Source organism: Curtobacterium poinsettiae (assembly GCF_025677645.1).
Taxonomy (GTDB): Bacteria; Actinomycetota; Actinomycetes; order Actinomycetales; family Microbacteriaceae; genus Curtobacterium; species Curtobacterium poinsettiae_A.
The window spans coordinates 264904-286250 of record NZ_CP106879.1 but is presented as its reverse complement, the minus strand read 5'-3'; the positions used below and the strand labels follow the sequence as shown (position 1 = coordinate 286250).

The window sequence follows — 21347 nt, the reverse complement described above, 5'->3', positions numbered from 1 at the left end:
TTCAGGCCTTCCGCATGTAGGCGCGGACCGTCAGGGGCGCGAACACCGCGACGATCACCGCCGCACCGAGCAGGCTGATCCACAGGTCGACGCCCACCGTGCCCTGGTTGACCAGGTCACGGACCGCGGTGATCAGGTGCGAGATCGGGTTGACCTCGGAGAACCAGCGCAACCAATCCGGCAGGGTGTCGGCTGGCACGAACGCGTTCGACAGGAACGTCAGCGGGAACAGCACCATGTTCGAGATGCCGGAGACACTCGACGCCGTCCGGGCGACCACACCGAAGTAGGCGAAGATCCAGCTGATCGCCCAGGCGACCACGATCACGAGCAGCCCGGCGAGGACCACCGCGCCGAAGCCCCCGGCCGGACGGAGCCCCATGACGATCCCGACCGTGAAGGTGATGGCGGTCGCGATCGCGTACCGCACGGTGTCGGCCAGCAGGGCGCCGGCGAGCGGGGCGATCCGTGCGATCGGCAGGGACTTGAAGCGGTCGAACACGCCCTTGTCCATGTCCTCGCGGAGCTGGACGCCCGTCACGATCGACGACGTGATGTTCGTCTGCACGAGGATGCCGGGGATGATGATCGGCAGGTAGCTCGCCACGTCGCCGGCGATCGCTCCCCCGAAGATGTACGTGAACATCACGGTGAAGATGATCGGCATCAAGGTGACGTCGAACAGCTGCTCGGGGGTACGCCGGACCTTGATCAGGCCTCGGTAGGCCATCGTGAGCGACTGACGGACCGTGGCTCCGAGCCCGGTCGAGCCGACGCCGGGGCGGGGGGTGACCCGCGGACCCGAGGTCCCCGTGGTGGTGATGGTGGTCATGCGATGCTCCCTTCGAGCTCGTGGTGGGCGTCGTCATCGGTGTGTGCGGGCGCGCCGGTGATGGTCAGGAAGACCTCGTCGAGCGTCGGCTTCTGCACGCTCATCTCGGCGAGCGAGACACCGGCCTGCCGGAACGACAGGAGCAGGTCGGTCACCCGGTCGGGGTCCGCCATCGGAGCGGTGAGGCGCGATCCCTCGGGGCTGACGACCGCGTCGACGCCGAGCGTGTTCCGGACGATGCCGCGTGCCGTGTCGAGGAGGAGCGAGTCGGCGAGGCGGAGCTGCAACGATGCCGTGCCGATGCTCGACTTCAGCTCGTCGCTCGTGCCCTCGGCGACGACCCTGCCGTGGTCGATCACCGCGATGCGGTCGGCGAGCTGGTCCGCCTCGTCGAGGTACTGCGTCGTGAGCAGGACGGTCGAACCGGTCGCCACGAGTTCGCGGATCGTGTCCCACATCTGCGCCCTGGTGCGGGGGTCGAGGCCGGTCGTCGGCTCGTCGAGGAAGATCAGGGGCGGTTGTGCGATCAGGCTCGCGGCGAGGTCCAGCCGACGACGCATGCCGCCGGAGAACCCCTTGAGTGGCCGGGACGCGGCCTCGGTCAGCCCGAAGCGCTCCAGCAGCTCGACGGCCTTCCGCTTCGAGTCCGCGCGGGACAGCCCGAGCAAGCGGGCGAAGACCACCAGGTTCTCGGTCGCGCTGAGCGTCTCGTCGACGCTGGCGTACTGCCCCGTCACGCCGATCAGGGTCCGGACGGTCTGTGCCTCTCGGCGGACGTCGTGCCCGAAGATCTGAGCCTCGCCGCCGTCCGCCTTGAGCAAGGTCGCGAGCATGGAGATGGTGGTGGTCTTGCCGGCGCCGTTGGGACCGAGCACGCCGTAGACCGTGCCGGCCTCCACGCGGAGGTCGACACCGTCCACGGCCCGGTTCGAGCCGAACGTCTTCACGAGGCCGGTGGCCTCCACCGCGAGCGGTGTCGTGGTCATCGCGGGGTCCTTTCGTCGATGTCGTGGACGATGCTGCCGCGGGGCGCTCACGCGGCACTGACGTGGCGCTGACATCGCTACCGTGGTCGTGTGAGTGAGACGGTGCGGCTGCGACTGGACATCGCCTACGACGGGGCGGCGTTCTCCGGGTGGGCCCGGCAGCCCGGGCTCCGGACCGTGCAGGGTGCCCTCGAGGCCGCACTCGCCACCGTGTTCACCCGCTGGGGTGAACCGCCGTTGCTCACCGTCGCCGGACGCACCGACGCCGGGGTGCACGCCACCGGGCAGGTCGCGCACCTGGACCTGTCGGCCGAGCAGTGGGCAGCGCTCACCGCCAAGCGCGGGTCGGGCAGGTCACCGCTCGACGGGCTGCTCAAGCGGGTCAACGGCATCGCGGCACCCGAGGGGGACGTCGTCGTGACCGGTGCCTCGGTGGCACCCGCGGGGTTCGACGCCCGGTTCTCCCCGCTGTGGCGCCGGTACGAGTACCGGGTCGCGGACGCCGACGCCCCGCGCGATCCACGTCGTCGTGGGCACACGGTCTGGCACGCGGCGCGGCTCGACCCGGCAGCGATGGAGCGCGGTGCGCTGACGCTGCTCGGGCTGCACGACTTCGCGACGTTCTGCAAGCCGCGCGAGGGGGCGACGACCATCCGGACGTTGCAGCAGTTCCGCTGGGACCGCGAGCCGGACGGCGTGCTGGTGGCGCGCCTCCAGGCCGACGCCTTCTGCCACTCGATGGTGCGGGCCATGGTCGGCGCGACCATCGCCGTCGGCGAGGGCCGCTTCGGCCCGGACCGCCTCGAGGAACTGCGCGTCGCCGAGGAACGCACGAGCGCCTTCAAGACGGCGCCGGCGAAGGGACTGACCCTGACCGAGGTGGGCTACCCGGCCGACGCCGAGCTCGCGGAGCGGGCGGAACAGACCCGGGCCCGACGGTCGGTGGACGGTACCGTCGAGGGATGAGCCCGCGCGAACCCCGTTCCGTCGTGTCCGTCGCCCCCGGAGTCGTCTTCGTCGAGGGCCCCGTGTCCAACTGGGTGGTGCTGGCGGAGGAGGACGGCGTCGCGCTGATCGACGCCGGCTACCCGGCCGACACCGACCTCGTGCTCGACACCGTGCGCGCCGCCGGACACGACCCCGCAGACCTCCGTCGCGTCTACGTGACGCACGGACACGTCGACCACGTCGGCGGCATCCCCGGGATCCTCGAGCGGTACCCCGACGTCGAGGTGCTCGCCCACGCCGACGAGCTCGCCAACGTGCGCGGGCCGGAGCGGCAGCAGGTCACCCCGGCGGAGATCGGCGGCCGGCTCGCCAGCCCCCGCGTGCTCGCCTGGCTGGCGCGGGCGATCCGCTCCGACGCCCTCCGACCCACCACCGTGCCGTCCGCTCGCGCGTTCACCAGTGCGGACTTCGCGGGTCGGGCGATCGCGCCGTTCCCGGCCGTCGGCCACACCGACGGCTCGACGGCCTACCTGCTGCCCGCAGCGGACGCGATCGTCACCGGCGACGCGGTCGTCAGTCGGCACGACACCCAGCCCGGGTCGTGGGCCCCGCGGCCGCGGATGATCACGCCGTTCTTCACCGCCGATCAGGACCTGGCGCTCGAGTCAGCACGAGCGCTGCCGTTCCCGGCCCTCGTGCTGCCGGGACACGGACCGGCCGTCCGACGCGTGGGTGGGGCCTGGCTGCCGATCGGCTGATGGCACCTGAGGCGATCGGCTCATGCCGGGCGATCGGCTGCGCCGCGGAACGCGGTCGGCTCTTGTTGCCGAGCGCAATCATTTACCTCGACGCAACCTGAATGTCCCCGCAGGTCGGTAGCGTGCCGACATGGCCAACACCCTCGGGCGCACTCTGCTGTGCGCCACGGCGGCCGCGACGCTCCTCGCGGCCCCACTCGTCACCGTCACCGCAGCGACCGCGAACCCCGAGGGGACCGACCTCGTCATCGAGGAGGCCTACCTGAAGGCGGGGAGCAAGGGCGCGTTCTACAACGAGAAGTTCGTCGAGATCGGCAACCCGACCGACGCCGCCGTGTCACTGGACGGGTGGTCGCTGCAGTACCGGTCCGCCACGGGCACCGGCACCTTCTCTGCCAGTACGCTCCAGGGCACCGTGCCGGCGAAGGGCACATTCCTGGTGTCGATGGCGGGCAACGGCGGGGCCACCGCGGCCGGTGAGGACCTGCCCGCCGCCGACGACACCGCGACGCTCAACCCCTCGGGCACCACGGGCACGCTCGTCCTGTCCGACGCCACGGCACCCCTGTCGCTCGCCGCCGGATCCGTCACCACCGGCACCGACGGCGTGGTCGACCTGCTCGGCTACGGCGCCTCGAACACGTTCGAGTCGGCCGTGCGCACCGTGACCGGGGACAACTCCGTCCCGAACGGCCTGGTCCGCCAGGGCACCACGGACACCGACGTCAACGGTGCGGACTTCTCCGTGACGACGACGCTCACCCCGCGGAACGCCGCGGGCGAGACGACGGCACCGACCGAACCCACGGACCCGACCGACCCGGGTGACGGCGGGACCCCCGCACCCGGCACCCCCGCCGAGACCGTGACCATCGCCCAGCTGCAGGGCACCACGGACACCTCGCCGTACGCCGGCAAGAACGTCACGACCGACGGCGTCGTCACCGCGGTGTACGGCACCGGCGGCTTCAACGGCTACACGATCCAGACCCCCGGCACCGGCGGCGCCATCGACCTCGGTGCCCACACCGCGTCCGACGCGGTGTTCGTCTTCTCGTCGGCCACCGCCGGCCTGGTGCACGAGGGCGACCACGTGCGGGTCACCGGTGCCGTGTCCGAGTACTTCGGCCTCACCGAGCTCACGGTGTCCGGGGCCTCGTCGCTGCAGCAGCTGGACGACACCGTCGCGGCACCGCAGCCGGCCGCGGTCGCGTTCCCGTCGTCCGACACCCAGCGCGAGTCGCTCGAGAGCATGCTCGTCGCTCCCCAGGGGGCGTACACCGTCGCCGACAACTACACGACGAACCAGTACGGCGAGGTCGTGCTCGCCAGCGGCACGAAGCGCCTGATCCAGCCGACCGAGGTCGGCCGACCGGGCAGCGCCGAGGCGAAGGCCGCCGAGGCCGACAACGCCGCGCGCAAGGTCACGCTCGACGACGGCGCGAGCACCAACTTCCTGACCCAGGCGAACCAGGGCATCCCGGTGTCGTGGCTCACCCAGGGCCCGGTCACCGTCGGGGCCGCCGCCACCTTCACCGAGCCGGTCGTCCTCGACTACCGCAACAACGGGTGGAAGTTCCAGCCGACCGCGCCGATCACGGGTGCGACCCCGGCCGCCGAGCTGCCGGCGTCGTTCTCGAAGGTGCGCCAGCCGGCACCGCAGGACGTCGGTGGCGACCTGAAGCTCGCCGGCTTCAACGTGCTCAACTACTTCCCGACCACGGGCGACGAGCTCACCGGCTGCAAGTACTACACGGACCGTGCCGGAGACCCCGTCACGGTGAACTCCGGCTGCGACGCCCGCGGCGCCGCCGAGCAGGAGGACTTCCTGCGCCAGCAGGTCAAGATCGTCAAGGCCATCAACGGCCTGGACGCCGACGTCGTCTCGCTCGAGGAGATCGAGAACTCCGTCCGCTTCGGTCAGGACCGCGACGCCGCAGTGGCCACCCTGGTCGACGCGCTCAACGCCGCCACCGGCCAGGACACCTGGGCCTACGCGAAGTCCCCGGCCGTCGTGCCCGCGAGCGAGGACGTCATCCGCCTCGCCCTGATCTACAAGAAGGACCGCGTCGAGCCCGTCGGCGAGTCGACGATCCTGCTCGACGACGCGTTCACGAACGCCCGCCAGCCCGTCGCGGACGCGTTCCGCCCGGTCGGCGGCACCGCGGACGACGACTTCCTGGTGATCGCGAACCACTTCAAGTCCAAGGGCTCCGGCACCGGCGAGAACGCCGACCAGGGCGACGGGCAGGGGGCGTCGAACGCCGACCGCGTCGAGCAGGCGAAGGCCCTGGTGACGTTCTCCACCGACATGCAGGAGCAGTACGGCACCGACAAGGTGTTCATGCTCGGCGACTTCAACGCCTACAGCAAGGAGGACCCGGTGGTGGTCCTCGACGAGGCCGGCTACACCGACCTCGGCCCGGCGCTCGACAGCACCGAGTACTCGTACGTGTTCTCCGGCCTGAGCGGCTCGCTCGACCACGTGTTCGCGTCGGAGGCCGCGCTCGAGACGGTCACGGGCGTGGACATCTGGAACATCAACTCGGTCGAGTCGGTGGGCCTGGAGTACAGCCGCTACAACTACAACGCGACGAACCTGTACACCGACGACGTGTACCGGGCGAGCGACCACGATCCGATCCTGGTCGGGTTCGACCTCGACGCCGCGGGCACCGACCCGACGCCGGTACCGACCCCGACCCCGACCCCGACGCCGACCCCGACCCCGACGCCGGCGCCGCCGGTCGACGGGATCACTCCGCCGGTCGTTCCGGTGGCGCCGTCGGGGTCGCTGTTGACGGAGGCGAGTCGTGGTGGGGTGTCTGCTCCGGCGACGGCGCGTGCGGGGGAGACGATCACGGTGACGGTGGGGACGGCGTCTGCCGGTGACACGGTCAACGTGTGGTTGTTCTCGGAGCCGACGCTGATCGGCACCGCGGTGGTGGCTGCTGATGGGACGGTTCGGGTGACGATCCCGGCGGACACGGCGGCTGGTGTGCACCGGTTGGCGGTGACGGCTGCGGACGGGAGTCTGATCGGGTGGACCCCGATCGCGATCACCGTGGATGGGCAGCTCGCGTTCACGGGTGCTGCGGGGATGGGTGCTGGTGCGTTGGTGGCGTTCCTGTTGCTCGGGGCGGGTGCGGGTGTGCTGGTCGTGCGTCGCCGACGGAAGGCTGCGGCTGTGGAGTAGTCCCCACGTCGCGCGTCGGGGCGACGAGTGTGCAGAAAACGTCGGGTTCGCGGTGCGGACCCGACGTCTTCTGCTCACCGGGTGCAGTGGGCTGGGCCCAGGGCGGACGGGAGGCGCGGTGCGGGGCCGCCCCGCGCCTCCAGGCCGGCAGTTGCCCGCGTTTGACCGACGTGCCCCGCGTCGGCTAGGCTCTCACCTTGGTCTGTGCGCCCCGCGCGCGGACAGTCAGATGAGCCCTCCAACCGAGGTGTTCCCCGCGCTTCTGCTCGTGGAACTCCCGCCCGGAGTGGGATTCACGGACTCCTCACCTCGACACGAAAGCAGCACTCCTGTGACTCGCACGTTCTCACCGAAGCCGGCAGACGTCCAGCACGACTGGATCGTCATCGACGCCACCGACGTCGTCCTCGGCCGTCTCGCCACCCACGCCGCGGCGCTCCTGCGCGGCAAGCACAAGGCCACCTTCGCCCAGCACATGGACATGGGTGACTTCGTCATCATCGTGAACGCCGACAAGGTCGCCCTGACCGGTTCGAAGCTCGCGAAGAAGGTCTACTACCGTCACTCGGGTTACCCGGGCGGCCTGACGGCGACCTCCTACCCGGAGATGCTCGAGAAGCACCCCACCCGCGCCGTCGAGAAGGCGATCCGCGGCATGCTGCCGAAGAACACCCTCGGCCGCGAGCAGCTCAAGAAGCTGAAGGTCTACGCCGGCGCGGAGCACCCGCACGCCGCGCAGCAGCCCAAGCCGTACATCTTCGACCAGGTCGCACAGTAGTTCCGGCCACGACGACTTCAAGGACATAGAGAAACTCATGGCTCAGATCGCTGATTCCCTCGACCAGACCCCGGAGAGCTTCACCACGGAGAGCGCACCCGCCGCTGCCGAGGCCGCTCCCCGTCAGATCCTCAACGTCTCCGGCGGTGCCGTCGGGCGCCGCAAGGAGGCCATCGCGCGTGTCCGGCTCGTCCCGGGCTCCGGCACGTTCGTCGTGAACGGCCGCACGCTCGAGGACTACTTCCCGAACAAGCTGCACCAGCAGCTCATCAACGACCCCTTCAAGGTGCTCGAGCTCCTCGGCTCGTACGACGTCGTCGCCCGCATCACCGGTGGTGGCCCCTCGGGTCAGGCCGGCGCGCTCCGCCTCGCCATCGCCCGCACCCTGAACGAGATCGACCGCGAGAACAACCGCGCGACCCTCAAGAAGGCCGGCTTCCTCACCCGTGACGCCCGCGTCATCGAGCGCAAGAAGGCCGGTCTCAAGAAGGCCCGCAAGGCTTCGCAGTTCTCGAAGCGCTAGTCGTCACCGGCTGAAGATCGCCATGCCGCGTCTGTTCGGTACCGACGGGGTTCGTGGTCTCGCCAACGGCGAGCTGACGGCCGCGCTCGCACTGGGTCTTGCCCAGGCGAGCGCGGCCGTCCTCACACACGGACACCATGCCGACGCCCGCCGGGCGTCGGGTCGACCGCGCCCACGCGCGGTCCTCGCGCGGGACCCGCGCGTCTCCGGCGAGTTCCTCGGTGCCGCCGTCGCGGCCGGACTCGCCTCGGCCGGCGTCGACGTGCTCGACGCCGGGGTCATCCCCACCCCCGCCGCGGCGTTCCTCGTCGCGGACATCGACGCCGACTTCGGCGTGATGATCTCCGCATCGCACAACCCCGCTCCCGACAACGGGATCAAGTTCTTCGCCACAGGTGGCCGCAAGCTGCCGGACGAGGTCGAGGACCGCATCGAAGCGGCCATGCACGACCACTCCGCGCCCACCCCGACCGGCATCGACGTCGGGCGCATCTCGCGGTTCGCCGACGCCGAGGACCGCTACGTCGTGCACCTGCTCGGCACGTTGCCGCACCGGCTCGCTGGGCTCCACGTGGTGCTCGACTGCGCCAACGGTGCCGCGGCCGGCGTCTCGCCCGAGGTCTTCGTCAACGCGGGTGCCCGCGTGACGCTCATCGGCGCCGACCCCGACGGCTGGAACATCAACGACGGCGTCGGTTCGACCCACATCGACAACCTCGCCCGCGCGGTGCTCGAGCACGGCGCCGACGTCGGCATCGCGCACGACGGCGACGCGGACCGCTGCCTGGCGGTCGACGCCGCGGGCAACGCGATCGACGGCGACCAGATCATGGCGATCCTCGCGCTGTCCCTGCAGGAGCGCGGCCGCCTGAAGGACGACACGCTCGTCGCGACGGTCATGTCGAACCTCGGGCTGAAGCGCGCCATGGCCGACGCGGGCATCACCGTGATCGAGGCCGGCGTGGGCGACCGCTACGTGCTCGAGAAGATGACCGAGGGCGACTACTCCATCGGCGGCGAGCAGTCGGGCCACATCATCTTCAACGAGTTCGCCACGACGGGTGACGGCATCCTGACCGGGCTCCACCTGGTGGCCGAGATGGCCCGGACCGGGAAGTCGCTGCAGGAGCTCGCCTCGTGCATGACCGTGTTCCCGCAGGTGCTGCTCAACGTCCGCGGCGTCGATCGGCACGGGCTCGCCGACCAGGGCGTGCAGGACGCCATCGCCGCCGCCAGCGCGGCGCTCGGGGACAGCGGCCGCGTGCTGCTCCGTCCGTCGGGCACCGAGCCGGTCGTGCGCGTGATGGTCGAGGCCGCTTCGCAGGACGATGCCCAGCGCATCGCCGAGGAGCTCGCCGCCGTCGTGCAGGACCGCCTGGCGCTCGACGCCGCGTAGGGGTTTCGCCGCAAGACACCGGTGTTCGCCGGTTGAACACGCGCAGACCGCGGTTCAGCTCGCGAACACCGGTGTTTTGCGCTGCCCTACCGCTAGATCTTGCGGAGCAGGACCGAGTTCACCTTGTGGTTCGCGCCCTTCTTCAGCACCAGCGTGGCGCGGGAGCGCGTGGGCAGCACGTTCTCGATCAGGTTCGGCTCGTTGATCGCCCGCCAGACCTCGGTCGCCGTCCGTACCGCGTCCGCTCGCGAGAGCGAGGCGAACCGGTGGAAGAACGAGTCGGGGCTCGAGAACGCTTCTTCCTGCAGGGCGAGGAACCGGTCGACGTACCAGGACTCGATGTCCTTCGTCTTCGCGTCCACGTAGATCGTGAAGTCGAACAGGTCGGACAGCGCGAGCCGGCCGTGCACCGGGGGCGCCAGCACGTTGAGGCCCTCGACGATGAGCACGTCGGGCTGCCGGACGACGATCTCGGCATCGGGCACGATGTCGTAGACCAGGTGCGAGTAGTACGGCGCGCGGACCTCGGTCGCCCCGCTCTTCACCTGGCTCACGAAGCGCAGCAGGGAGCGGCGGTCGTACGACTCCGGGAAGCCCTTGCGGTCCATGATCCCGCGGCGCTCCAGCTCGGCGTTCGGGTACAGGAAGCCGTCGGTCGTCACGAGCTCCACACGAGGGGTGTCCGGCCAGCGCTTCGTCAGCTCGCGCAGCAGGCGGGCGACGGTGGACTTGCCGACCGCGACGGAGCCCGCGACGCCGATGACGAACGGCGTGCGTCCGGCGCGCTCACCGAGGAACCGGCTCGTCTCGGCGTGCAGGTTGCGCGCACCGGCGGCGTAGAGCGTGAGCAGGCGGGACAGGGGCAGGTAGACCTCCTGCACCTCCTGCATGTCCAACCGGTCACCGAGACCGCGCAGCTGCACGATCTCGGTCTCGGTGAGCGACAGGTGCTCCTTCGGGGCGAGCTGGGACCACTCGTCGCGCGGGATCTCCACGAACGGGGTCGGGTGCGCGACGGCGGTCTCCGAGAACGGCATGGGATCGAGCGTACAGACGGGAGGCCCGTGGCACGTGAGCCGACCGGCTCACCTGCCACGGGCCTCCCGTCCAGTGCTCGGTGCGCGTCCGCAGGACGCGACGCGTCAGGCGGGGAGGGCCGCCTCGATGGCGGCGACGACCTCGGGGGCGTCGGGCTTCGTGGTGGGGCGGAACCGCGTGACGGTGCCGTCGGGGGCGACGAGGAACTTCTCGAAGTTCCAGGCGACCCGGCCGGCCTTGCCGTCGGCGTCCGGGGTCTCCTTGAGGGCCTGGTAGAGCGGGTGGGCGCTCTTGCCGTTGACCTTGACCTTCTCGGACATCGGGAACGTCACGCCCCACGTGGTGGAGCAGTACTCGTCGATCGCCTCGGACGAGCCGAGCTCCTGCAGGAACTGGTTGCTCGGGAAGCCCAGCACCGTGAACCCGCGGGGGCCGTACTGCTTCTGCAGGGCCTCGAGCTGCTCGTACTGTGGGGCGAGGCCGCACCGGGAGGCGACGTTCACGACCAGTACGGCCTTGTCGGCGTAGGCGCCGAACGTGGTGTCCTCGCCGTGCAGCGTGGTGATGGCGATGTCGTCGAAGCGTCCCATGGCCGAAACGTTATCCCCACCCCCGGGACTTCGCAGGGTCGGCGTCCAGGCAGACCGTAGGATCGGTTCCATGTGTGGAATCGTCGGCTACGTCGGCAGCAACAGCAGCCAGGACGTCCTCCTCGGTGGCCTCCGTCGCCTCGAGTACCGCGGCTACGACTCGGCGGGCATCGCCGTCGTCGACCCAGCCGGAGACCTCGTGTCGGCCAAGAAGGCCGGCAAGCTCCAGGCCCTGGTCGATGAGCTCGAGTCGTCGCCGATCCCGGACGGCACGACGGGCATCGGGCACACCCGCTGGGCGACGCACGGCGGACCGACGGACGGCAACGCCCACCCGCACCTGGCCGACGGCGACAAGCTCGCCCTCATCCACAACGGCATCATCGAGAACTTCTCCGAGCTCCGCGCCGAACTGCAGGCCGAGGGCATCGAGTTCCGCAGCGAGACCGACTCCGAGGTCGCCGCGCACCTGGTCGGACGCGCCTTCCGCGAGACCGGCGACCTGACCGCCGCCATGCAGCAGGCCGTGCAGCGGCTCGAGGGGGCCTTCACGCTCCTCGTCGTGCACGCCGACCAGCCCGGCGTCGTCGTCGGTGCCCGCCGCAACTCGCCTCTGGTGGTCGGGCTCGGCGACGGTGAGAACTTCATGGGCTCGGACGTCGCCGCGTTCGTCGCCTACACGCAGCGCGCGCTGTCGATCGGGCAGGACGAGATCGCCACGATCCGCCCCGACGGCGTCGACGTCATCCACTTCGACGGCACCCCGGCCACGCCGAGCGAGTTCGAGGTCAACTGGGACGCGTCCGCCGCCGACAAGGGCGGCTGGAGCTCGTTCATGGCGAAGGAGATCAGCGAGGAGCCCGAGGCCGTCGCGAAGACGATCCTCGGTCGCGTCCACGACGGCGCCGTCACGCTGACCGACCTCGACCCGATCGCCGAGCGCCTGGCGACCGTCGACCGCGTCATCGTGATCGCCTGCGGCACCGCCGCCTACGCCGGCATCCTGGGCAAGTACGCCATCGAGCAGTGGGCCCGTGTGCCGGTCGAGGTCGAGCTCGCCCACGAGTTCCGGTACCGCGACCCGGTGCTGGACGAGCGCACCCTGGTCGTCTCGATCAGCCAGTCCGGCGAGACCATGGACACGCTCATGGCCGTCAAGTACGCCCGCGAGCAGGGCGCGCAGGTCCTGTCGATCTGCAACACCCAGGGCGCCACGATCCCCCGTGAGTCCGACGCCGTGATCTACACGCACGCCGGGCCCGAGGTCGCCGTCGCGTCGACCAAGGCCTTCATCGCCCAGGGCGTCGCGCTCTACCTGCTCGGGCTGCACCTGGCGACGCTGCGCGGCACGCTCACCACCGAGCAGATCGCCGAGCAGGTCGCCGAGCTCGAGGGGCTCGCCCCGAAGCTGCAGCAGACGATCGAGGACGCCGCCGGCATCAAGGACCTGGCCCGCTGGATGGCGGACACCCGGAGCGTGCTGTTCCTCGGCCGCCACGTCGGCTACCCGATCGCGCTCGAGGGGGCCCTCAAGCTCAAGGAGCTCGCGTACATCCACGCCGAGGGCTTCGCCGCCGGTGAGCTCAAGCACGGCCCGATCGCCCTGATCGAGCCGGGCCAGATCGTCTTCGTCATCGTGCCGTCGCCGCGCGACCCCCGATCGCTGCACCCGAAGGTCGTCTCGAACATCCAGGAGATCCGCGCCCGCGGTGCCCGGGTGATCGCGATCGCCGAAGAGGGCGACGCCGCGGTGCTGCCCTTCGCCGACGAGGTCCTGCGGATCCCGCTGGCGACCCCGCTGTTCGAGCCGCTGCTCGCCGTGGCACCGCTGCACATGTTCGGCATGGAGCTCGCCGCCGCCAAGGGCCTCGACGTGGACCAGCCACGCAACCTCGCGAAGTCGGTCACCGTCGAGTAGTCGCGACGGTGATCATCGGGATCGGGGTCGACGTGGTCGACCTGGAGCGGTTCGAACGGGTGCTCGAGCGCACACCGGCGATGCGGGCGCGGCTGTTCACACCGTCCGAGCAGGTCCGTGACGGCGAACCCCGGCCGATCGCGTCCCTCGCCGCACGGTTCGCGGCGAAGGAAGCCCTGATCAAGGCCTTCGGGTCGAGTGCCGGGCTCAGCTGGCAGGACCTCGAGGTCGTGTCCGACGACCAGCGGAACCCGTCGCTCACCCTGCACCAGGGCGCCCGGCAGGTGGCGGACGCGCGTGGCGTGACGAGCGTGCACCTGTCGCTCTCGCATGATGGAGGGATCGCGACCGCGTTCGTGGTCCTGGAAGGAACAGACGTGGTCCTGGAAGGAACGGTCCGGTGAGTGCGTTCACCGGCATCACGGTCGATCGCGGAGCCCTGATCGAGAACTACGCGACCATCGCCGACCGGGTCGCCCCGGCCGGGGTCATCGCGGTGGTCAAGGCGAACGCCTACGGCCACGGGGCCCTCGACGCCGCGCAGGCCTTCGTGGACGCCGGTGCCGAGTGGCTCGGGGTCGCCGACATCGACGAGGCCGTCGCGCTCCGTCAGGGCGGCATCGACGAGGGGGTCCGGATCCTCGCGTGGCTGCACGCCCCCGACGAGGACTTCCGCCGCGCAGCGCAGTTCGACGTCACGCCCGCGGTGTCGAGCGTCGAGCAGCTCTCCGCAGCAGCGGATTCCGACGTCCGCGCCGTGCACCTGTGCGTCGACACCGGCCTGAGCCGCAACGGTGCGGTCGAGTCCGAGTGGGCCGAGCTCTTCGCGACCGCCGGCGCCCTGGCCCGCGGCGGCAACCGCACCCGGGTCGAGGGGCTCATGTCCCACCTGTCGAACGCGTCGCTCACCGACGACCTCGACCAGGACGCCGCACTGCAGCGGGCGCTGGACGGTCTCGCCGCGAACGGCATCGTGCCGGACGTGGTGCACCTCGCCGCGAGTGCCGCGAGCATCGCCGTGCCGGAGACCCGCCACGATCTGTCCCGCGTCGGACTCGCCCTGTACGGGCTGAGCCCCTTCGACGGTCGGACCTCGTCCGACCTGGGGCTGCGCCCGGCGATGCGGGTCACCGCCGCCGTGCTCCGTACCGTGCCGGTCGCCGCGGGCGACGGCGTCTCCTACGGCTACACCTGGCGCGCGGAGACCGACACCCGTCTCGCCGTGATCGGCCTCGGCTACGCGGACGGCTTCGACCGTGCCTTCGGCAACCGGGTCTCGGTGCGGATCGGCGACCGGACGTTCCCGGTGGTCGGACGCGTCGCGATGAACGCCATGCACGTCGACATCGGCGACGCCGACGTGCAGGTCGGCGACGAGGCGGTGCTGTGGGGTGACCCCGCGAACGGCGACCCCGCCGTCGAGGACTGGGCCGACGCCATCGGCACGATCAACTACGAGGTGGTCGCCCGGATCGGCCGCAGCGTCGAACGGAGGACGACGTGAGCTCCGCACCGCTGCGTCAGGCGCGCATCGACCTCGACGCCTACCGTGCCAACCTCGACCGTGTCCGCGAGTGGATGGACCCGGTCGCCGTGATGGCGATCATGAAGGCCGACGCGTACGGGCACGGCCTCGAGCCGATCGCACTCGCTGCCGTCGACGCCGGCATCCGCTGGATTGGTGTGCTGACGGTGCCCGCCGCCCTGCGCCTGCGCTCGATCGGCGTCGGCGAGGACGTCCACCTGTTCACCTGGCAGCACGACCCCGACCTGGACTTCCGCGACGCCATCGACTCGGCCGTCGACCTCGGCGTCTCGAACGTCGCCGAGTTGCAGCGCATCATCGACGCCGTCGACCAGCGACCGGCCCGGGTGCACCTCGGTGTCGACTCCGGCCTGCACCGCGACGGCGCGACGCCGTCGGACTGGCCGGCGCTCGTCGAGCTCGCCCGGGACGCCCAGCGGAACGGCCGCATCGAGGTCGTCGCCGCGTACACGCACCTGGCCGAGGCGTCCGACCACGAGGACAGCGCCGCGGTCGCCGTGTTCGACGCCGCGATCGAGATCGCCGAAGACCTGGGGCTGGACGTCCCGATGGAGCACGTCGCCGCGTCGCTCGCGGGGCTCGAGCGCAAGGAGTTCCGCAAGGACATGGTCCGGATGGGTGCGAACCTGTTCGGCATCCCCGGCGCGGACGGCGTCTCGGCAGCGGACCTCGGACTCGAGCCGGTGATGACCCTCACCGCGTCGGTCGCGAAGACGAAGCGCGTCCCCGTCGACACCGGCGTCTCCTACGACTACACGTACCGCACCGCGACCGAGACGACCCTGGCGCTCGTGCCCGTCGGGTACGCCGACGGGGTCCCCCGTCTGGCACAGGGCCGCATCGAGGTCGCGATCGGTGGCAAGCGGTACCCGATCGCCGGCCGCGTCGCGATGGACCAGTTCCTGGTGGACGTCGGCGAGGACGACGTGCAGACCGGTGACACCGTCGTGCTGTTCGGCACCGGCGAGCACGACGAGATGACCGTGCTCGAATGGGGCGCGGCGCTCGAGACCATCGGTGAAGAGATCGTCTGCCGGATCGGCAGCCGTGTGCCTCGGTCCTACGAGGGCCACGACATCGAGGGACGCGTCGGGGAGTACCTGCGGGGCGAGCGGCCGTGACCGAGTCGGCGCGGGTCCTGCTCGACACCACCGTCGACGGCACCGAGGCGATGGGGGAGCTCGGTGCCCGACTGGCCGCGGTGCTGCGCGCGGGGGACCTCGTCGTGTTGACCGGACCGCTCGGCGCCGGCAAGACGACCCTGACGCGCGGGCTCGGCGCTGCACTCGGCGCGCGCGGCCAGGTGTCCAGCCCGACCTTCGTCCTCGCCCGGACGCACCCGACGACCGCCGGCCCCGACCTGGTGCACGTCGACGCCTACCGGCTGTCCGACCCCGTGGAGCTGGACGACCTGGACCTCGACTGGGACGCCGCGATCGTCGTGGTCGAGTGGGGCCGGGGCATGGTCGACGGCATCAGCGACAGCGTGCTCGACGTCGAGATCACGCGTCCCACCGGCGCGGACGCGGTCGAGCACGGAGACGACGACCTCGACCCCGACGACGTGCCCGACGAGCCCCGCCGTGTCGTCGTCACCGCCACCGGTCCGCGCTGGGACGGCGTGGCCCTCTGACCCTCCAGCCCGTCGGCGCGGACGACGTCGAGGCGCTCCGCGCGTTCCTCGTCGAGGCCGATCTGACCGTGGCCGGGCTCGACAATCCGACGGTGCGGCTCTGGATCGACCGCGACGACGACGGCATGGCGGTCGGCAGCGCCGGCTTCGAGGCGAGTGCCGACGGCGTGCACGTGCTCGTCCGCAGCGTGGCCGTCGCTCCGCAGCACCGCGGCCCCGGGAAGATGAGGTGTGCCAACGCTCATCGTGACCGCCCACCCCGACCCCGACTCGCTCACGCACCACGTCGCGCGCCGGCTGCGCGATGCGCTGCCGTCGGGCTCCGCAGAACTCGCCGACCTCGCCGCCGAGGCGTTCGACCCACGGTTCACGCTGGCTGACCGGCAGACGTACCGCACCGGAGTGGACGCGCCGCCGGACGTGGTGTCCGAGCAGCAGCGGATCGATCGTGCCACCGACCTCGTGCTCGTGTTCCCGGTCTGGTGGTGGTCGATGCCGGCGCTGCTCAAGGGTTGGGTCGACCGGGTGTTCGTGAACGGCTGGGCGTTCGACGTCGATCCCGAGGGCGGGATTCGCCGGAACCTCGGCCAGCTGACCGTCCACCTGGTCCCGATCGCAGGTGACGACGTCGGCGTGTACGAGCGACACGGGTACGGCGAGGCCCTCCGGACGCAGATCGAACACGGCATCGTCGACTTCTGCGGGGCTCGGCGGGGCATCACAGCCTTCGTCCACGATTCCGAGCATGACGATGCCGACGTGCGTGCCCGCGCGGTCACCGCAGCGGTCGAGGCTGTCGTCGGGGTCGTCGCCCCGGGCACCGAACACTGACTTGGAAGTTGCGCCGGAACTTATAACTCAAACGGCAACTTGCTTATGATGAAGGAATGCGGCGAGAAGACTTCCGATCAGAACGCTTCGGCTCGCTGACGACCCGGCCGTTGTCCGAGTGGCCGCACGCCTACTTCCTCCCAGCGCTCCTGCCCCGTGAGCTCGTCCTCGAGCCCGTGACGAACGCCGCCGTGTCCCGTGCGGACATCGCCATCGGCCGGCTGGCAGGGCTCGGGCAACTCGTCCAGGAGCCTGAACTCCTGCTCGGGCCATCGATGGCGCAAGAAGCTCTGGCGAGCTCGCGGATCGAGGGCACCCAGGCGTCGCTGAGTGACGTGCTCAGTGTCGAGAACGACGAGGAGATCCTCGACGAAGATCTTCGGGAGGTCGACAACTACCTCCGCGCTGCTCGCGAAGGTGTTGATCTGCTTGCGGACCTCCCCATCACGCAACGCTTCATCTGCGCGCTCCACGAGACCCTGATGCGCGATGTCCGCGGTGATGAGAAAGCTCCCGGCGAGCTGCGTCGGTCGCCGGTGTGGATCGGATCCCCGAACGCGAGACCGGAGACCGCGAGGTTCATCCCGCCGCACCAGGACCACCTTCCCGACGCCCTCGCCGACTGGGAGCGGTTCGTCAACGGACGACTCGAGGCGATGTCGGTGACCGTGAAGTGCGCGCTGATGCACTACCAATTCGAGACCATTCACCCGTTCCTCGACGGCAACGGTCGGATCGGGCGACTCCTGATCGGGTTCTCGCTCATCGCAGAGGGCATCCTGCCGGCACCGATCTTGCACATCTCCGGGTACTTCGAGCAGTACCGCACCGAGTACTACGAGCGACTGCAGGCGGTGCGCGAGCGCGGTGAGGTGGATGAATGGATCCAGTTCTTCGCCGAGGCCGTCACGGTCCGCGCGAACGACAGCGCGGAACGGATCCGCAAGCTCGTCGAGATCCGAGAGCGTTACCGCCTCGCTGCTCGGTCAGAACGATCTGCGCTGCCCGGGCTCGTGGATGTGATCTTCAAGAACCCGGTCCTCACGGTCGCTTCGGTTCGGCGAGCGCTCGACGTCTCACAACCGACAGCTTCGTCGCTCCTCCGGCGGGCCGAAGAGTACGGCTGGGTCCGATCGCTCGGACGAGCCGGTAGAGGTGGCCGAGAGCGTTGGCGCGCCGACGAGATCTGGAATGCTGTCGCTGGCAGCCTGGACGAGAGCTGACCCGCCGCTGCGCAGGCTGCGACGCGCCTACGATGGACGAGTGCTGCTCGCGATCGACACCTCCGCCGGGACCTCCGTCGCCGTCGTCGACCCGGCCACCGGCCAGGCCCTCGCGACCCGCGACACCGAGGACAGCCGCCGGCACGCCGAAGTGATCGGCCCGTTCCTGGCCGAGACCCTCGCCGAGGCCGGCATCACCGGAGCCGACGTCACCGGGGTCGTCGCCGGCATGGGCCCGGGCCCCTTCACCGGCCTGCGCGTCGGCATCGCCGCCGCCCGCACCTTCGCCGCAGCCCGCGGCGTCCCCGTCCTGCCCCTCGTCAGCCACGACGCCGTCGCCCTCGACCAGCGCGACTCGGGCATCGCCGGCCCGTTCGTCGTCCTCACGGACGCCCGCCGCCGCGAGGTCTACTGGAGCGCCTACGACGCCGACGGCGTCCGGGTGGCCGGCCCCGGACTCGCCAAGCCCGCCGATCTCGACGACGCGATCCGCGCCTCCCGGCCCGCAGCGGTGGGCTGGGACCGCGTGACGGTCGCGTGCATCCCGGCCTGGAGGCTCGGCTCGCTCGCCGCGGACCGCCTGCGGTCCGGCACAGGGTTCGACCAGGACACCCCCCTGTACCTGCGGGAGCCCGACGTGACGGTGCCGGGTGCGCCCAAGCGGGTGAAGCAGTGACCCTGCCGGACGGGCTCCGCCTGCGGCGAGCACACCCGCAGGACCTCGACGACATCATGTGGCTCGAGCACGTCTCGTTCCCGACGGACGCCTGGTCGGCGTCGCAGATGTCGGGCGAGCTGTACTCGCCGCACGGGTACTACGTCGTGGTCGAGACGGCCGACGACACGTCCGCGCCGCTCGTCGTCGGGTACGCCGGTCTCTCGTCGCTCGCGGGCAACCCGGTCGCCGACGTGCAGACCATCGCGGTCGCAGCGGACCAGCGCGGCAAGGGGCTCGGGCGGGTCCTGTTCACGGAACTGCTCGACGAGGCGCGGCGCCGTGGGGTGCGCGAGGTGTTCCTCGAGGTGCGCGCGGACAACCCCGTGGCCCAGGCGATGTACACGGCGTTCGGGTTCGAGCACATTGCGACCCGGCCGCGCTACTACCAGCCGGACGGCGTCGACGCGTGGGTGATGCGGGCGGAGCTGCCCGGCCCGGACGCCGAGCCGACGTCGGGCGTCGGACCCATCGGACAGGAGGCCCTCGGTGAGCGCGACTGAACCACTGGTGCTCGGCATCGAGACGAGCTGCGACGAGACGGGCGTCGGCATCGTGCGGGGGAACACCCTGCTGGCGAACGTGATCGCCTCGAGCATGGACGAGCACGCCCGCTACGGCGGGGTCGTGCCCGAGGTCGCCGCACGGGCCCACCTGGAGGCGATGACCCCGACGCTGCACGAGGCGCTCGAGCGTGCCGGCGTCACCCTCGACGAACTCGACGCGGTCGCGGTGACCGCCGGGCCGGGCCTGGCGGGAGCGCTCATGGTCGGGGTGGGAGCCGCGAAGGCGCTCGCCGTGGCCACGGGCAAGCCCCTGTACGGCGTGAACCACCTGGTCGGGCACGTCGGCGCCGACGTGCTGCGCGAGGACGGGAGCGAGATCGAGTTGCCGACGATCGCGCTGCTGGTCTCCGGTGGCCACACGTTGCTGCTGCTGGTGCGCGACCTGGTCGGCGACGTCGAACTGCTCGGCGAGACGATCGACGACGCGGCGGGCGAGGCGTTCGACAAGGTCGCGCGGCTGCTCGGGCTGCCCTACCCCGGCGGCCCGCAGATCGACCGTGCGGCGGCTGACGGCGATCCGACGGCGATCCGGTTCCCCCGGGGGCTGACGCTGCCGAAGGACATGGCCGCGCACCGGTACGACTTCTCGTTCTCGGGACTCAAGACCGCCGTCGCACGGTGGGTCGAGCGCTGCCGCGACGAGGGCCGCGAGGTGCCGGTGGCCGACGTCGCCGCGAGCTTCCGCGAGGCCGTCGTCGACGTCCTGCTGACCAAGGCCCTGAACGCGTGCCGCGACACCGGCGTCGACCGGCTGCTGCTCGGTGGCGGGGTCGTCGCGAACGCCCGACTGCGACAGGTCGCCGAGGATCGCTGCGCGGCCGCGGGCGTGCGACTGCGCATCCCGCCGTTCGACCTGTGCACGGACAACGGCGCGATGATCGCCGCCGTCGGCGCCCGACTCGTGGCGGAGGGGCACGCGCCGAGCGACCTCGGCATCGCAGCGGACTCGACCCTGCCGGTGACGATCGTCCAGGTCTGACCAGTTCGGCCCCGGTCCTTCTTCGGGAGCCTGTGGGAGGATTCACACGGGCGTCGGAGAGACCGGACGCCCGAGAGGGGTGGACGGTGTCCGATCAGAACGAGTGGCCGAAGCCGGGCGAGACGCCGAACGGCCCAGCGAACGGACAGCCCGACGGCACGCCCGCCCCGGACGGCCCGCAGGCCCCTGAAGCACCGCAGGCACCGTCGGCCCCGGAAGCGCCCCAGCACCCGTACGGCCAGCAGCAGGACCCGTACGCGGCCCCGCAGCAGCCGAACCCGTACGGCGCTCCGCAGCAGCCGCAGAACCCGTACGGCCAGCCGCAGCAGTCGAGCCCGTACGGCCAGCCGCAGCAGTCGAACCCGTACGGCCAGCAGCAGAACTCCTACGCGGCATCGCAGCCCTCGTCGGACCCGTACGGTCAGCCGCAGCAGCAGAACCCGTACGCGGCTCCGCAGCAGAACGCCTACGGCACCCCGCAGAACTCGTACGGCCAGCAGCAGAACCCGTACGCGCAGCCGCAGCAGCAGCCCTACGCGTCGAACCCCTACACGTACCAGCCCTACGCGCAGCGGCCGAAGACGAACGTGTGGTCGATCCTGTCGATCGTCTTCGCGTTCGGCGGGATCATCATCTGGCCGATCATCATCCTGACGAGCCCGGCCGGCGCGATCATGGGACACATCGCCCTCGGCAAGATCAAGCAGACCGGCGAGGGCGGCCGCGGTCTCGCGCTCGCAGGCATCATCGGCGGCTGGATCCTGACCGGCCTGTTCATCCTGATCGTCGCCCTGGTGTGGATCTCGATCGCGAACGCGTCGGACTACTCGGACTACTCCGACTACAGCTCGAACTCCGGCGCCTTCGTCAACTGACGCTGACGCGCACGCA

General features: G+C 70.8%; 21 protein-coding genes. 17 read left to right on the top strand and 4 right to left on the bottom strand.

Annotated elements, in window-relative coordinates:
• Window position 1: 1 nt before the first annotated feature.
• Both OE229_RS01370 and OE229_RS01365 read right to left on the bottom strand, forming a co-directional pair.
• Window positions 2-832, bottom strand: coding sequence for an ABC transporter permease (locus OE229_RS01370; RefSeq protein WP_259578948.1), 831 nt, complete (start codon window positions 830-832; stop codon window positions 2-4).
• Entirely contained in the window at window positions 829-1818 is a 990-nt protein-coding gene (locus OE229_RS01365) for an ATP-binding cassette domain-containing protein (RefSeq protein WP_209134964.1), read from the bottom strand. The genes OE229_RS01370 and OE229_RS01365 overlap by 4 nt, the downstream gene beginning before the upstream one ends.
• 90 nt (window positions 1819-1908) lie before the next feature.
• Here OE229_RS01365 and truA point away from each other — a divergent pair, with 90 nt between their 5' ends.
• The 6 genes from truA (at window position 1909) to glmM (ending at window position 9417) form a co-directional block, all read left to right on the top strand.
• Entirely contained in the window at window positions 1909-2784 is an 876-nt protein-coding gene (gene truA / locus OE229_RS01360; RefSeq protein WP_259578953.1) for a tRNA pseudouridine(38-40) synthase TruA, read from the top strand.
• Complete coding sequence (locus tag OE229_RS01355) at window positions 2781-3524, top strand: MBL fold metallo-hydrolase (RefSeq protein WP_262139404.1); 744 nt, start codon at window positions 2781-2783, stop codon at window positions 3522-3524. The genes truA and OE229_RS01355 overlap by 4 nt, the downstream gene beginning before the upstream one ends.
• A gap of 130 nt (window positions 3525-3654) precedes the next feature.
• Window positions 3655-6720: an ExeM/NucH family extracellular endonuclease gene (locus OE229_RS01350; protein ID WP_262139402.1), complete on the top strand. Its 3066-nt coding sequence runs from the start codon at window positions 3655-3657 to the stop codon at window positions 6718-6720.
• 331 nt (window positions 6721-7051) lie between these two features.
• Complete coding sequence (gene rplM, locus OE229_RS01345; protein ID WP_027466717.1) at window positions 7052-7498, top strand: 50S ribosomal protein L13; 447 nt, start codon at window positions 7052-7054, stop codon at window positions 7496-7498.
• Between the two features lie 37 nt (window positions 7499-7535).
• Window positions 7536-8021 carry a 30S ribosomal protein S9 gene (rpsI, locus tag OE229_RS01340; RefSeq protein WP_027466716.1) on the top strand — a complete coding sequence of 162 codons (486 nt, stop codon included), beginning with the start codon at window positions 7536-7538 and terminating at the stop codon, window positions 8019-8021.
• A 22-nt stretch (window positions 8022-8043) separates the two neighbouring features.
• Window positions 8044-9417 (top strand): phosphoglucosamine mutase, encoded by a 1374-nt coding sequence (gene glmM / locus OE229_RS01335; protein ID WP_182065708.1) that lies wholly within the window; start codon window positions 8044-8046, stop codon window positions 9415-9417.
• Window positions 9418-9509: 92 nt separating this feature from the next.
• Here glmM and coaA read toward each other — a convergent pair whose 3' ends face one another.
• Both coaA and OE229_RS01325 read right to left on the bottom strand, forming a co-directional pair.
• Window positions 9510-10454, bottom strand: a complete 945-nt coding sequence (gene coaA / locus OE229_RS01330) for a type I pantothenate kinase (RefSeq protein ID WP_259578964.1) — start codon at window positions 10452-10454, stop codon at window positions 9510-9512.
• A 105-nt stretch (window positions 10455-10559) separates the two neighbouring features.
• Window positions 10560-11045: a glutathione peroxidase gene (locus tag OE229_RS01325; RefSeq protein WP_071245463.1), complete on the bottom strand. Its 486-nt coding sequence runs from the start codon at window positions 11043-11045 to the stop codon at window positions 10560-10562.
• 70 nt (window positions 11046-11115) lie between these two features.
• On the opposite strand from OE229_RS01325, the gene glmS reads away from it, so the two are divergent.
• The 11 genes from glmS to OE229_RS01265 all read left to right on the top strand — a co-directional run bounded on the left by glmS (window position 11116) and on the right by OE229_RS01265 (window position 21331).
• Window positions 11116-12963 (top strand): glutamine--fructose-6-phosphate transaminase (isomerizing), encoded by a 1848-nt coding sequence (gene glmS / locus OE229_RS01320; RefSeq protein ID WP_262139398.1) that lies wholly within the window; start codon window positions 11116-11118, stop codon window positions 12961-12963.
• Between the two features lie 8 nt (window positions 12964-12971).
• Window positions 12972-13367, top strand: coding sequence for a holo-ACP synthase (locus OE229_RS01315; RefSeq protein WP_111038494.1), 396 nt, complete (start codon window positions 12972-12974; stop codon window positions 13365-13367).
• Window positions 13364-14467, top strand: coding sequence for an alanine racemase (gene alr / locus OE229_RS01310; RefSeq protein ID WP_262139393.1), 1104 nt, complete (start codon window positions 13364-13366; stop codon window positions 14465-14467). Before OE229_RS01315 ends, alr (OE229_RS01310) begins: the two co-directional genes overlap by 4 nt.
• On the top strand, window positions 14464-15630 hold the full coding sequence (gene alr / locus OE229_RS01305) for an alanine racemase (RefSeq protein WP_262139392.1): 1167 nt from the start codon (window positions 14464-14466) through the stop codon (window positions 15628-15630). Before alr (OE229_RS01310) ends, alr (OE229_RS01305) begins: the two co-directional genes overlap by 4 nt.
• Entirely contained in the window at window positions 15627-16142 is a 516-nt protein-coding gene (gene tsaE, locus OE229_RS01300; RefSeq protein WP_259362792.1) for a tRNA (adenosine(37)-N6)-threonylcarbamoyltransferase complex ATPase subunit type 1 TsaE, read from the top strand. Before alr (OE229_RS01305) ends, tsaE begins: the two co-directional genes overlap by 4 nt.
• 231 nt (window positions 16143-16373) lie before the next feature.
• Window positions 16374-16973, top strand: coding sequence for an NAD(P)H-dependent oxidoreductase (locus tag OE229_RS01290; RefSeq protein ID WP_262139391.1), 600 nt, complete (start codon window positions 16374-16376; stop codon window positions 16971-16973).
• Window positions 16974-17029: 56 nt separating this feature from the next.
• Window positions 17030-18196, top strand: a complete 1167-nt coding sequence (locus OE229_RS01285) for a Fic family protein (RefSeq protein ID WP_263344917.1) — start codon at window positions 17030-17032, stop codon at window positions 18194-18196.
• A 40-nt stretch (window positions 18197-18236) separates the two neighbouring features.
• Entirely contained in the window at window positions 18237-18872 is a 636-nt protein-coding gene (gene tsaB, locus OE229_RS01280; protein WP_209135045.1) for a tRNA (adenosine(37)-N6)-threonylcarbamoyltransferase complex dimerization subunit type 1 TsaB, read from the top strand.
• Window positions 18869-19414: a ribosomal protein S18-alanine N-acetyltransferase gene (rimI, locus tag OE229_RS01275; RefSeq protein ID WP_262139386.1), complete on the top strand. Its 546-nt coding sequence runs from the start codon at window positions 18869-18871 to the stop codon at window positions 19412-19414. Before tsaB ends, rimI begins: the two co-directional genes overlap by 4 nt.
• A complete protein-coding gene (gene tsaD / locus OE229_RS01270; RefSeq protein WP_263344913.1) occupies window positions 19401-20456 on the top strand; it encodes a tRNA (adenosine(37)-N6)-threonylcarbamoyltransferase complex transferase subunit TsaD in 1056 nt (351 codons plus the stop codon). Before rimI ends, tsaD begins: the two co-directional genes overlap by 14 nt.
• An 86-nt stretch (window positions 20457-20542) precedes the next feature.
• Window positions 20543-21331 carry a DUF4190 domain-containing protein gene (locus tag OE229_RS01265; RefSeq protein WP_262139383.1) on the top strand — a complete coding sequence of 263 codons (789 nt, stop codon included), beginning with the start codon at window positions 20543-20545 and terminating at the stop codon, window positions 21329-21331.
• Window positions 21332-21347: the final 16 nt, after the last annotated feature.